At 65.1% G+C, this 12,908-nt stretch carries 11 protein-coding genes; 8 read left to right on the top strand and 3 right to left on the bottom strand.

Translation table 11 applies throughout. The annotated features are described in order from the left end of the window. Positions 1–239 precede the first annotated feature (239 nt). The 5 genes from ACK5IR_RS00670 to ACK5IR_RS00650 all read left to right on the top strand — a co-directional run bounded on the left by ACK5IR_RS00670 (position 240) and on the right by ACK5IR_RS00650 (position 5,676). Complete coding sequence (locus ACK5IR_RS00670) at positions 240–1,703, top strand: L-fucose/L-arabinose isomerase family protein (RefSeq protein WP_416924865.1); 1,464 nt, start codon at positions 240–242, stop codon at positions 1,701–1,703. Between the two features lie 28 nt (positions 1,704–1,731). Next, positions 1,732–2,574, top strand: coding sequence for a transketolase (locus ACK5IR_RS00665; RefSeq protein ID WP_416924863.1), 843 nt, complete (start codon positions 1,732–1,734; stop codon positions 2,572–2,574). Positions 2,575–2,576: 2 nt separating this feature from the next. Continuing rightward, positions 2,577–3,536 carry a transketolase family protein gene (locus ACK5IR_RS00660; RefSeq protein WP_416924861.1) on the top strand — a complete coding sequence of 320 codons (960 nt, stop codon included), beginning with the start codon at positions 2,577–2,579 and terminating at the stop codon, positions 3,534–3,536. After that, positions 3,536–5,023, top strand: a complete 1,488-nt coding sequence (locus ACK5IR_RS00655) for an FGGY family carbohydrate kinase (protein ID WP_416924911.1) — start codon at positions 3,536–3,538, stop codon at positions 5,021–5,023. Before ACK5IR_RS00660 ends, ACK5IR_RS00655 begins: the two co-directional genes overlap by 1 nt. A gap of 293 nt (positions 5,024–5,316) precedes the next feature. Beyond that, on the top strand, positions 5,317–5,676 hold the full coding sequence (locus tag ACK5IR_RS00650; protein ID WP_416924909.1) for an ArsR/SmtB family transcription factor: 360 nt from the start codon (positions 5,317–5,319) through the stop codon (positions 5,674–5,676). A gap of 18 nt (positions 5,677–5,694) precedes the next feature. On the opposite strand, the gene ACK5IR_RS00645 is transcribed toward ACK5IR_RS00650, so the two are convergent. Continuing rightward, positions 5,695–6,681 carry an aldo/keto reductase gene (locus ACK5IR_RS00645; protein ID WP_416924859.1) on the bottom strand — a complete coding sequence of 329 codons (987 nt, stop codon included), beginning with the start codon at positions 6,679–6,681 and terminating at the stop codon, positions 5,695–5,697. 106 nt (positions 6,682–6,787) lie between these two features. Then, the gene (locus ACK5IR_RS00640) at positions 6,788–8,173 is read right to left on the bottom strand and encodes a bifunctional enoyl-CoA hydratase/phosphate acetyltransferase (RefSeq protein ID WP_416924857.1); all 1,386 of its coding nucleotides are present in this window, start codon (positions 8,171–8,173) and stop codon (positions 6,788–6,790) included. A gap of 317 nt (positions 8,174–8,490) precedes the next feature. Here ACK5IR_RS00640 and ACK5IR_RS00635 point away from each other — a divergent pair, with 317 nt between their 5' ends. Then, entirely contained in the window at positions 8,491–8,910 is a 420-nt protein-coding gene (locus tag ACK5IR_RS00635) for a hypothetical protein (RefSeq protein ID WP_416924855.1), read from the top strand. Positions 8,911–8,918: 8 nt separating this feature from the next. On the opposite strand, the gene ACK5IR_RS00630 is transcribed toward ACK5IR_RS00635, so the two are convergent. Beyond that, the gene (locus tag ACK5IR_RS00630) at positions 8,919–9,584 is read right to left on the bottom strand and encodes an HAD-IA family hydrolase (protein ID WP_416924853.1); all 666 of its coding nucleotides are present in this window, start codon (positions 9,582–9,584) and stop codon (positions 8,919–8,921) included. 123 nt (positions 9,585–9,707) lie between these two features. Here ACK5IR_RS00630 and glmU point away from each other — a divergent pair, with 123 nt between their 5' ends. Together glmU and glmS are read left to right on the top strand one after the other, a co-directional pair. Next, positions 9,708–11,063: a bifunctional UDP-N-acetylglucosamine diphosphorylase/glucosamine-1-phosphate N-acetyltransferase GlmU gene (glmU, locus tag ACK5IR_RS00625; protein ID WP_416924851.1), complete on the top strand. Its 1,356-nt coding sequence runs from the start codon at positions 9,708–9,710 to the stop codon at positions 11,061–11,063. Further along, the gene (glmS, locus tag ACK5IR_RS00620) at positions 11,063–12,880 is read left to right on the top strand and encodes a glutamine--fructose-6-phosphate transaminase (isomerizing) (protein WP_416924849.1); all 1,818 of its coding nucleotides are present in this window, start codon (positions 11,063–11,065) and stop codon (positions 12,878–12,880) included. Before glmU ends, glmS begins: the two co-directional genes overlap by 1 nt. Positions 12,881–12,908 lie beyond the last annotated feature (28 nt).

The following is a 12,908-nucleotide window of genomic DNA, read 5'->3' as shown; positions in this document are numbered from 1 at the left end:
GGCGTGGACCTGTTTGCCGCAGTGATTCAACCAAAGGGAGAAAGGTGAATTTCTGGCGTTTGCGCTACGTGGGCGGCAGGTATCGCAGGACAGGCGTGCCTGTCAGGATTCAAGACGCTCATGCGATAATTCAATTGCAAACGCAATCAATCGATAGTATACGAAAGATCAGCAAAGGAATCCGCTCGAACCGGCCTGCCGTGCCGGGTGTGCGCGGGTTTCGGGCCGGAGGAGCATGAATGATGCGGAACGCAATACGCAAGGTGACGCTGGGTGTCGTGATCGGCAGCCGGGCGTTTTTCAACGGAGCCCCGTGCAGGGCGGCGCGCGAGGAAACGCTTGCCCATCTGGAACGGCTGGGAATTGCCGCCAGCACCCTGCCGTTCGAGGCGACGGTCAACGGCGCTGTTCAGTCCGTCGTCGACGCAAAGCTCTACGCCGAGCATTTCTCGCGGCACCGCGACGAGATCGACGGGCTGGTGATCTGCCTGCCCAATTTCGGCGACGAGATCGCCGTTGCCGAACTGGTCAACCGTGCGAAGCTGAACGTCCCGATCCTGCTTCAGGCAAGCAACGACGATATCGACAAGGTCGATGTTCATTCCCGCCGCGACGCCTTCTGCGGCAAGCTGTCGGTTGCCAACAACTTCTATCAATACGGCGTGCCCTTCACCGAAACGACCTTGCACACCTGCGATACCGGCGGCGCGGAATTCGGCGCCGATCTCGACCGCTTCGCCCGCATCTGCCGCACCGTCCGCGGGCTGAAAAATGCCCGCATCGGCGCCATCGGCGCCCGCACCAGCCCGTTCCAGACCATGCGCTTCTCTGAAAAGCTGCTTCAGGCCAGCGGCATGACCGTGGTCACGGTCGACCTGTCGGAGATCATCGCGAGCGCTTCGGCGATTGCCGATGACGACGCGGACCTTGCCGCGAAACTCGCCGCCATCAGGGCCTACGGCACCATCCCCGCCCACATTACGCCCGCGCAGATCGCGAAACAGGCCAAGTGGTCCGTCGCCGTCAACCGCTGGATCGCCGAGAACGAATGTGACGCCTCCGCCATCCAGTGCTGGCGTTCGCTTCAGGACAATTTCGGCTGCGCCACCTGCCTCACCATGTCGATGATGGGCGAGGAACTGATGCCTTCCGCCTGCGAGGTGGACGTGATGGGCGCTGTCTCCATGTATGCGCTGGCGCTGGCCGCCGGTCAGCCCTCGGCGATCCTCGACTGGAACAACAACTACGGCGATGCGGCGGACAAGTGCGTCTGCACCCATTGCGGCAATTATCCCAAGCAGTTCATGGGGGTCATCCCGGAAGTGGGCGAGCTTGACGTGCTGGGTGAAACCATCGGACGCGCCAAATGCTTCGGCGCGGTCAAGGGCAAGGTCGCGCCCGGTCCGATGACCTATTTCCGCCTCTCGTCGGACGACGGCGCAGGAACGCTCAAGGCCTATGTGGGTCAGGGCGACTTTACCGACGATCCCTTTCCGATGGATGGCGGAATCGCGGTGACCCGGGTGGAACGCCTGCGCGAGCTGATGGCCTTTGTCACCCAGAACGGTTTCGAGCATCACGTCGCCATGGTGCGCGGCCACCACGCCGATGTGGTGAACGAGGCCGTCACCCGCTACCTGCGCTGGCCGATCTACAATCACGGCGCACCCGCCGTGCCCACGCTCACCCTGCCGGCATGCTGATGCGGCGGCTCCGAGACGAGGATCCGAAATGACCGACCTTACCAACCCGATTGCGCAAGACCGCAAGCTCGACACGATCCGCGACAAGGCGGCGTGGATGCGCCGCCGGCTGATCCGCATGGTGTATGACGCGCAACTCGGCCATCCGGGCGGCGACCTGTCGGCAACCGACATTCTGGCAACGCTCTATTTCGGCGTGTTGCGCTACGACCCGGCGGACCCCCGCAACCCGGACCGCGACCGTTTCATCATGAGCAAGGGGCATTGTACGGGCGCGTTCTATTCGGTGCTCGCCGCAGCGGGCTATTTCCCCGAGGAACAGCTCTCGACCTACATGCAGCCGCTGTCGAAGCTGAACGGCCACCCGAACCGGACCTATCTGCCGGGGATCGAAACCAATACCGGCCCGCTCGGTCACGGCCTGCCCGTCGGCACCGGCATCGCCATCGCCGGGCAGATTTCCGGTGCCGGTTACCGCACCTATGTGCTGCTCGGCGACGGCGAGAGTCAGGAAGGCTCGAACTGGGAGGCCGCGATGACCGGCGGCCACCGCAAGCTGCGGAACCTGACGGTGATCGTTGACCGCAACCGGCTTCAGCAGGGGGCGGGCACCGAGGAAACCGCGGGCCTCGACCCGCTCGACAGGAAATGGGAAGCCTTCAACTGGCATGTCGAGATGGTCGACGGACATGATTACCGCCAGTTGCTCGACGTGCTCGGCCGCCCGGTCGGCGACCGCGAGAAGCCGCTTTGCGTGATCGCCAACACGATCAAGGGCAAGGGCGTTTCCTATATGGAAAACAACGTCAAATGGCACCATGGCATTCCCAGTGCCGAACAATTCGAGATCGCGATGAAGGAGTTGGCGTGACCATGGCCCTCGATGATGTGAAAGACCGCCCGATGTTCGATTGCCGCAACGCCTTTGCCGAAACGATCGAGGCGCTGGCGGCCGCAGACGACCGTATCGTTGTCGTGGTGAATGACAGCGTCGGATCGTCCAAGCTGAACGGCTTCCAGAAGAAATTCCCCGAACGTACCGTCAATGTCGGTATCGCCGAACAGATGCTGGTCGGCGGCGGCGCGGGGCTGGCCAACGGTGGCAGGATACCGTTCGTGTCGGGGGCCTCGTGCTTTCTGACCGGACGGGCACTGGAGCAGATCAAGGCCGATGTGGCCTATTCCGACGCCAATGTGAAGCTTGTCGGCCAGTCGAGCGGCATCGCCTATGGCGAGCTTGGCGCGACCCACCATTCGATTGAGGATTTCGCCTGGCTCAGGCCGCTGACCAACATCACCGTCATCGTTCCTGCCGACCCGTGGGAAACCGCCGAGGCGGTCAAATGGGCGGCGGCGCATGAGGGGCCGGTCTACATCCGCCTGAGCCGGATGCCGGTGCCCGCGCTCGAGGTCGAGAACCGCAGCTTCGAACCCGGCCGGGCCGAGGTGCTGCGTCGGGGGGGCGACCTGACCATCGTCGCCTGCGGGACGACCGCGCACCTTGCCGCCGATGCGGCGGAAAAACTCGCCGCCGAGGGTATTTCGGCGTGCGTTCTCAACCACTCGACCATCAACCCGCTCGACGAGGCCGCGATCCTGTCGGCTGCCGAAACCGGCGCCATCGTGACGGTGGAAGAGGCGTCGGTTCGCGGCGGGCTCGGTGGTGCCGTGGCGGAACTGGTGGCGCGCAATACGCCGGTGCCGATGGAGTTCATCGGGTTTCCGGGCTTCGTGCCGACCGGCTCGGTCGAATGGCTGTTCGAGCGTTTCGGGCTGACCGCGAGCGGTATCGCCGATGCCGCGCGCAAGGTGCTGGCCAGAAAGGCCGCGTGATGATCGCCCCGCGCATACTGGCCATAGATCAGGGCACGACCAATTCCAAGGCGGTGCTGATCGACAGCGACGGACGGATCGTGGCGAGGGCCTCGGTTCCCCGCACCTCCGGCTACCCGCGGCCCGGCTGGGCCGAGCAATCGGCTGCGGACATCTGGCAAAGCGTTCTCGATGTGATTGCGGGCATCGTCGAACAGGCGGGGGCGGAGGGTATCGCCGGGCTTGCCATTTCGAACCAGCGCGAGACGCTGGCGGTCTGGAACGGCGAGACGGGTGCGCCCGTCGGCCCCTGCATCCTCTGGCAGTGCCGGCGTACCGCCGATGCGGCCGAATCCCTGCGGGCGGCGGGCCATGATCCCATGGTCAGCGACCGCACCGGCCTGTCGATCAATCCGCTGTTTCCCGCCAGCAAGCTGGGCTGGGTGATGGAAAACGTTCCCGAAGCCGCCGGTCTGGCGGCCGCGGGCAGGCTCCGGGCGGGAACCATCGACACGTGGCTGCTGTGGAACCTGACCGCGGGTGAACGCTTCGCCACCGATCATTCCAACGCCTCGCGCACCCAGTTGTTCGATACCGCACGGCTGGTGTGGGATGCCGGGCTTTGCGAGCTTTTCGGCGCGCCGATCAGCGCCCTGCCCGAACCATGCCCATCGGACAGCATCTTCGGCCATACCAGGGGCGTGCCCGGCCTGCCGGACGGATTGCCGATTCTCGCCATGCTGGGCGATTCCCATGCCGCGCTCTATGGCCACGGGGTAAGGGCGCCGGGTGTCGTCAAGGCAACCTACGGCACCGGCTCGTCGCTGATGACGCTGGTGCCCGGGCGGACGCCATCGTCCCACGGGCTGTCCGGCACCATCGCCTGGTCGCGCGGCGCCGAGGTTGCCTATGCGATTGAGGGCAACATTACCATCTCGGCGCAGGCGGCGGCCTATGTTGCCGGGCTGCTCGGTGTCGGCGACGCACGGGACCTGTCCGAACTGGCGCAGAGCGTCGGCAACTCGAACGGTGTCACGGTTGTGCCCGCGTTTTCGGGTCTGGGCGCTCCGCACTGGGACGATACCGCCAAGGGCGCCATCGCCGGGCTGACCCTCGGGTGCACGCCGGCACATGTGGCACGCGCCACTTTCGAAGCCATCGCCATGCAGATCGCCGACGTCTTTTTTGCCATGGAACGCGATGTCGGCAGCGGACTCGATGGCCTGCTGGCCGATGGCGGCGCCTCGGCGAACGGCTTTCTGATGCAGCTTCAGGCCGATCTTCTCGACCGGACGGTGACGCGCCGCGACGTCGCCGAGATCGGCGCGCTCGGCGTGGCGACGATGGCGTTCGAATCCCTCGGCTGCGATGCCTCGGCGCTGACCGGGGACAGGACCAGCGAAGCCTTCACCCCGGCGATACCCGCGACGGAGCGCGCCGAAATCCATGCCCGCTGGCGGAACGCTGTCGACCGGGTCAGGTCGAGCCGGGGCGATAGCGGCCGATAACCGGATCGAACGCAGGACAGGTGTGTTTCCGGATCGGTCTGAAAGCCGGAGAATCGTTCGCCTTTCGGTCGATTCGCGCAGGGCCGCCCGCCGGCAGGCGAGTGTCAGCGTTCGCACAGACGGGCCGTTTCGCCGCCCGATTTCCGCCAACATTGCCGGTCTGCCTTGAAAACAGCCGGTTCGGATGCAATTCTCGACTCCGTCAGTGGGGTGCAGAACGAATGGACCGCCTTTCATATTCCGACCGGGAGACCGCACATCCGGTGTTCGATGACCGGACATCGGGTGATGACATGGATCGTATCGTCACCCGGGCCCGGGATGCCGCCGGTTTCCTCAAGGCGATCAGCCACGAGGGGCGGCTGATGATATTGTGTCACCTGGTGAATGGCGAAAAATCGGTGTCGGAACTCGAAAGCCTGCTGTCGGCCCGGCAGGCCGCCGTTTCGCAGCAGTTGAGCCGGCTCAGGCTCGAAGGGCTCGTCCAGCCGCGCCGAGACGGCAAGACGATCTATTATTCGCTCGCCGACAACCGGCCGCGCCGGATACTCGAAGTCGTCTACGATCTGTTCTGCGGCCCGGACGGGGAAGACCGCGCGCCATTGCCGGCGTCGGACAACGCGGCGGCCGGGGACGGGTCCGCCGCCAGCTGACCGCATCGCAACGGGGCCTCAGTAGGGGCCGCGGATATTGTTCTCGACCTTCGCGACATAGAAAGCCGCCAGTTTCTCGTGCAGCGCCTTTGGCAGCGGCGGCATGTCCGAGGCACCGGTATTGCGCAGGATCTGGTCGGGTGCGCTGGCGCCCGGGATGATCGTCGATACCGCCGGATGATCGAGAATCCAGCGCTGTGCCATCTTCGCCAGCGTCATTCCCTCGGGCAGCATGGTCCGCAGATCCTCGGTCAGTTCGACCCCCTTTTCGAACGGCAGCCCGGCAAAGGTCTCGCCCACGTTGAAGGCGGCGCCGTCGCGGTTGAAGTTGCGGTGATCGTCTTGCGGAAACACCGTATCGGCGGAGAACTTGCCGCTGAGCAGACCGCTGGCCAGCGGCAGGCGGACGATGATGCCCACGCCTTTATCCTGGGCCTGCGGGAACAGGTCGGTTACCAGTTTCTGGCGGAACAGGTTGAAGATCACCTGGAGCGACAGCAACCCCTCCTGCCCAAGACAGATCAGGCCCTCCTCGACGGTCTCGACACTGGCGCCGAAGTGGCGGATCGCACCCTCCTGCTGCAACCTGCGCAGCCAGTCGAATATCGTACCGTCACGCAGAACTTCGGTCGGGATGCAGTGAAGTTGGATCAGGTCGAGCGCCTCGACCCCCAGCCGTGCGCGCGATGCATCGACGCTGCGGCGCAGCGCGTCTTCGGTGTAGCCATCGGGATAGACGCCCACTCCCCGGCCGAACTTGGTGGCAACACGGATCGGGCCATCGTCGTAGTGCTTCAGGAACTGGCCGATCATGTCCTCGCTGCGGCCGTTGCCATAGACATCGGCGGTGTCGAAGAAGGTAACACCGTGGCTGGCTGCGGTGGTCAGGATCTCCGCCCCGATATCGCGGGAAACCCCGGTTCCCCAGTCGGCGCCGATCTGCCAGCAGCCGAGTCCGATCTCGCTGACCTTGAATCCGTTTGCGCCAAGCATACGCGTCTTCATCTTGTGCCCCTTCTGGTTCTTTCGCATGGGTCCGGCCGGTTGCCGGAAAAGTGCATCGTGCGCGGAACCGGATGGATGGCCGGTTCCGGTTCGGCCCGATATCCGTTCAGGTCAGCGGTTTGCGGTGCGCATAAAGCGCCGCGACCGCGCAGGACACCAGGCGCGCCTGATCGTCGTCGGCGCGGCTGGTCAGGATCACCGGGCATTTTGCCCCCATGACGATCCCGCCCGCCTCGGCATGGGCAATGAAGGTCAGTTCCTTGGCCAGCATGTTCGCCGATTCCAGCGTCGGCGCGATCAGGATATCGGCCTGCCCGGCAACCAGCGACCGGATGCCCTTGGTCCGTGCGGCCTGAATATTGACAGCGTTGTCCAGCGCCAGTGGCCCGTCAACCAGCGCGCCCTTGATCTGGCCGCGCTCGGCCATCTTGGAAAGCGCCGCCGCATCGAGCGTCGACTGAATCTTCGGGTTCAGGGTTTCGACGGCGGAAAGGACCCCGACCTTGGGCTCGGCTATCCCCAGCGTATGCGCCAGGTCGATCGCGTTCTGCGTGATATCGACCTTGGTTTCCAGATCGGGCGCGATATTGATCGCACCGTCCGAGATCAGCAGCAGATGGGTCAGGCCCGGTACATCCATGACAAAGACATGCGACAGGCGGCGCCCGGTGCGCAGCCCGCCGTCGCGCTTGACCACCTCGCCCAGCAGCAGGTCGGTATGCAGGTTGCCCTTCATCAGCGCCGCCGCCAGTCCGTCGTTGACCATGCGCACGCCAAGCGCCGCGGCGCGGGCGTGATCCGGCTCGTCGATGATATCGAAGCCCGAGATGTCGCGCCCGATCTTCCCGGCGGCATCGCGTATCCTTGCCGCGCTCCCGATCAGGATCGGGTGGATCAGCGTATGGTCGTAGCCCAGCAGCGGCCCCAGCAGCGAATCCTCGGTCTCGGGGGCGACGACGGCGGTCATGATCGGCGGCAGCGGCTCGGCTTCCGAAAGAAGCGCGTCGAAATGGATATGCCGCTGGACGATCAGCCCCGGTATGTCGTCGACCCGGTAGTCGATGCGCACGGTGGGCACATGGACATCCGCCGTGCCCTCGGCCAGTTTCTTGCCATCGGTCGTGTCGACCCGGCAGGCGAAGCGCGCGACGCGATCCGGCAGTTTCTCGGTCACCCTGACGCGGATGATCAGTTCATCGCCGGCAAAGGCACGTTCGAAAAACTCCAGACATTGTGACTTGTAGAGCGTTCCCGGCCCCGGCAGCTTGTTGCCGAGCGCCGAGGAAATCAGCGTCGAAACCCACATCGCCGGCGCCACCGGTTCCTGCAGCGCCGCGCCATCCAGATCCTTGAAGCGGGGAAAGTGCTTGGGGTTCATGTTGCCGGTAATATTGGCAAAAACATAAAAATCGTCGGCCCGGCAGACGCGGCGCACCTCGGCTTCCATGCCGATCTGCAATTCGTCCCAGGGCGTATTGGTAAGTACGGTCATGATCTCTTCCATCGTCCGAGCCTCGGCGCGACACGACGCGGAGGCGCCCGGAACCTCCCATCGGCATTTGTCCCCTCCTGCCAACTCTCTTTCATGACCGTATGTTGAATGAAAGGCTCGCGGGCGGGCGATTGTGCAGTTGCAGCATCAGTTTGCGCTCACATGCAAAAATGCCGCAGGTGCGAAATACTCCCGGCCGTCACATCCCGACAACGGCCGGGAAAAACCGGGCGACGGGGCGCTTTCCGCCCGCTGCGCGCCATGCTAGCGCCGTTGGGTACTATCACACCCGCCAGATGCAAGACGATCCGAAGCCGATGCCCCGCACCCATGTTCTTGCCGCCGCACTGACCGGTGCCTGCGCGCTGTCGCCCGCAGAAGCGCAGCCTGCCGGGCTGGCGCTGGAGCTCAACCGCGCCGATCCCGTCGAAACCGGATGCCGGCTGACATTCGTGCTGCACAACGCAGGTGGGCCGGCGCTGGTCGATGTCTCGCTCCTTACCGCCGTGTTCGATGCCGGCGGTACCTTCGACCGGCAGGTGGATTTTCGTCTCGGCGGCATCGGTGCCGGCCGCAGCAAGGTGCAGCAGTTCGACCTTGTGGGCATTGGCTGCGAGGATATCTCGCGCCTGATGGTCGAACGGGTTTCGGCCTGCGCCGGCGAAACCGATCGACCTGCTGATTGCGCAAACGGGCTTGCCGTCAGCAGTGCGGCGGCCATTTCGCTGGAATACTGATCGCAGCCTCAGCCCGGCAGCCCGCCGACGATCGCCGGCAGATCGCCGAAACGATCGAGCAGCGCTTCGGGTTCGAGCGCTGCGACGGCGCGCCCTTCCGGCCCGAAAGTGACGAGGACGCAGGGGATGCCGGCGGCGCGGGCGGTTTGCCGGTCGGTGATGGTATCGCCCACCAGAACCGCGCGCCGGACCGAGCCGCCGGCCCGTTCGATCGAGGCCGCCAGCGGCCTGGGGTCCGGCTTGCGCACCGGTAGCGTATCCGCACCGATCAGCGAGGCGAAGGCACCGCGCACCCCAAGCCGCCGCAGCAGTTTCTCGGCAAGGTATGCGGGCTTGTTGGTACAGATGCCGACCGGGTGGCCGGCCGAGGCCAGTTTGTCCACCGCCTCGATCGCACCGGGATAAAGCCGCGTGTGAACGTCTATCGCCGCCTCGTAATGATCCAGCAGCAGGGGAAACTGCGTTTCGACCAGTGGCGCGATATCGGCGGCATTCAGCCGTTCGAATCCGAGCTGCAGCATCGCCCGCCCGCCGTGAAAGGCCGTGGCGGCATCGGCGGCCCGATCGAGCGGCGAGCCGAGGCCAAGCCCTTCGAAACAGGCGTTTGCCGCCGCGATCAGGTCGCCGCTGGTATCGGCAAGCGTTCCGTCGAGATCGAAGATAACCGTGCGCAAGGCAGCCCCCGGGCGCGCCGCGCCCAATCCTGTTACAGAGTGTCACCGCATGTGACCGGCCGCCTCTTGCGCCGGTATGCTCCCCGCGTAATACGGAACCGGACAGAAGAAAAGAGCAGCACCATGTCCACCAGTCTTGTCATCCTTGCCGCCGGACAGGGAACCCGGATGAAATCGGACCTGCCCAAGGTCCTGCATCAGGTGGCCGGCACCTCCCTGTTGCATCACGCCATGCTTTCGGGCGCGGCGCTGGAGCCATGGAAAACCGTGATCGTCGCCGGCCACGGCGCCGAAACGGTCGAAGCGTCGGTTCGGGACATCGACCCCGAGGCGCAGGTTGTCGTTCAGCGCGAACGGCTCGGCACGGCCCACGCGGTTGCGCAGGCGCGCGAGGCGCTGGACGGGTTCGAGGGCGAGGTGATCGTCCTATACGGCGATACCCCGTTCATCCGGCCCGGAACGCTTCGGTCGATGCTTGAGGCGCGGGACGGCCATGCGGTTGTCGTGCTGGGGTTCGAAGCCGCCGATCCCGGGCGGTATGGCCGGCTGGTGATGAACGGTGACGAACTGGAGCGCATTGTCGAGTTCAAGGATGCGACCGCAGCGGAACGGGCGATCACGCTGTGCAACTCCGGGGTGATCTGCGCCGATGCCGGTCTTCTGTTCGACCTGATCGAAGCGGTTGGCAACGACAACGCTGCCGGCGAATACTATCTGACCGATATCATCGGCATCGCCCGCCGGCGCGGGCTTTCGGCGACGGCGGTCACCTGCGATGAAGCCGAGACGATGGGGGTGAATTCCCGGCGTGACCTTGCCGCCGCCGAAGCGGCGTTTCAGGCGCGCGCCCGTGCCGAGGCGCTCGACAACGGGGTGACGCTTCAGGCGCCCGATACCGTCTGGTTCAGCTACGACACCGCCATCGGGCGCGATGCGACGGTCGAGCCCGATGTCTGGTTCGGCCCCGGGGTGACGGTCGAGACCGGCGCCCGTATCCGCGCCTTCAGCCATCTCGAAGGCTGCCATGTCTCGCGCGGGGCGGTCGTCGGCCCCTATGCCCGCCTGCGCCTCGGCGCGGAACTGGCCGAAAACGTGCGCGTCGGCAATTTTGTCGAGGTCAAGAACGCGCAGGTGGAGGAGGGCGCCAAGATCAACCACCTGAGCTATATCGGCGATGCGGGCATCGGCGCGCGCAGCAATATCGGTGCCGGAACGATCACCTGCAATTACGACGGCCACATGAAGCACCGGACCGAGATCGGTGCCGATGTCTTCATCGGGTCGGATACGATGCTGGTGGCGCCGGTGCGTATCGGCGACGAGGCGATGACGGCGACGGGAACCGTGGTGACGATGGACGTGCCGGCGGGTGCCATGGCCATCGCCCGGCCCCGCCAGGAAAACAAGCCCGAATTCGCGCGGCGGCTGATGAGCCGCCTGCGCGCCATCAAGGCAAAGCTGGCCGAAGGAAAATCCTGATGTGCGGAATTGTCGGAGTGCTCGGCGATCACGAGGTTGCGCCGATCCTGGTCGAAGCCCTCAAGCGGCTCGAATACCGCGGCTATGACAGCGCCGGGATCGCCACCGTCAACGACGGCGCGCTCGACCGGCGCCGTGCCGTGGGCAAGCTGATCAACCTGTCGGACCTGCTGGTCCACGAACCGCTGGCCGGCAAGGCGGGCATCGGCCACACCCGCTGGGCGACGCACGGCGCGCCGAGCGTGCAGAACGCCCATCCGCATCGCGCCCGGACCGTGGCGGTGGTGCATAACGGGATCATCGAGAATTTCCGCGAACTGCGCAGCGAACTCGAAGCGGCCGGAATGTGCTTCGAAAGCGAAACGGATACCGAGGTCATCGCCCTGCTGGTCCAGCACCACCTGGATCAGGGGCTGCCGCATTGCGAGGCCGCCGCCCGCGCCATAGAACGGCTCAGCGGGGCCTATGCGCTGGCGCTCCTCTTCGAGGGCGAAGATGACCTGATGATCGTTGCCCGCAAGGGCTCGCCACTGGCCATCGGCCATGGCGAGGGAGAGGTCTATGTCGGTTCCGACGCCATGGCACTGGCGCCGCTGACCAACCGGATCACCTATCTCGAGGAAGGCGACTGGGCCTGTCTCAGCCGCAGTGCGATTGAAATCCGCGATCGGGACGGCCGTCTCGTCAACCGGCCGGTCAAGACGGTGCATATCGACCTCGCCCGGATCGAAAAGGGTGGCTACCGCCATTTTATGGCCAAGGAAATTCACGAGCAGCCAACGGTTCTGGGCGAGGCGCTGGCCCATTATCTGGCTGCGGGCGACATCCGGCTTCCCGATCCGGGCATCGATTTCAGCCAGTTCGACCACATCAAGATGGTTGCCTGCGGCACCGCCTTCTATGCCTGTTTCGTGGCCAAATACTGGTTCGAGCAGATCGCCCACCTGCCGGTCGAAATCGACGTCGCGTCGGAGTTCCGCTACCGCGAACCGCCGGTCGCCCCGCGGACGCTGGCCATCTTTGTCAGCCAGTCGGGCGAGACGGCCGATACGCTGGCCGCCCTGCGCTATTGCGAGGGCAAGGCCGCCCGTATCGCCTCGGTTGTCAACGTCACCGAGAGCTCGATCGCCCGCGAATCCGACGTTGTGCTGCCGATCTGCGCCGGGGCCGAAATCGGCGTCGCCTCGACCAAGGCGTTCACCTGCCAGTTGTCGGTGCTCCACCTGCTGGCGCTCAAGGCGGGGTTCGAGCGCGGCTATATCTACCGGGACGAGCTTGAGGAGAGCCTCGCCAACCTGCGGCGCCTGCCCGGACTGATGAATTTCGCCCTCGCGCAATCCGCCCGTATCGCCGAGGTCGCCAAGGGGATCTCCGAGGCGCGCGACGTGCTGTTCCTCGGACGCGGGGCGATGTATCCGCTGGCGCTAGAGGGGGCGCTGAAGCTGAAGGAAATCAGCTACATTCACGCCGAAGGCTACGCATCGGGCGAACTGAAGCACGGTCCCATCGCGCTGGTCGACAAGACCGTTCCGGTAATCGTCATGGCGCCGAGCGACGGATTGTTCGACAAGACCGTCTCGAACATGCAGGAGGTCATGGCGCGCGGCGGAAAGGTGCTGCTGATCACCGATCCCGAAGGCGCCCGCATGGCTTCGGACGGCTGCTGGCAAACCATGATCATGCCCGCCGTCCCGCCACAGCTCGCCCCCATCCTCTACGCCCTGCCGGCGCAACTCCTCGCCTACGACGCGGCCGTCGCAAAAGGCACGGACGTCGATCAACCACGGAACCTGGCCAAATCGGTAACTGTGGAGTAGGTGTTCAGTCCCGGCATCTGGTGGTTGT

It is taken from the genome of Tropicimonas sp. (assembly GCF_047971885.1).
Lineage (GTDB): Bacteria > Pseudomonadota > Alphaproteobacteria > Rhodobacterales > Rhodobacteraceae > Tropicimonas.
The sequence above is the reverse complement of the archived record's forward strand: the minus strand, read 5'-3'. Positions and strand labels throughout refer to the sequence as shown.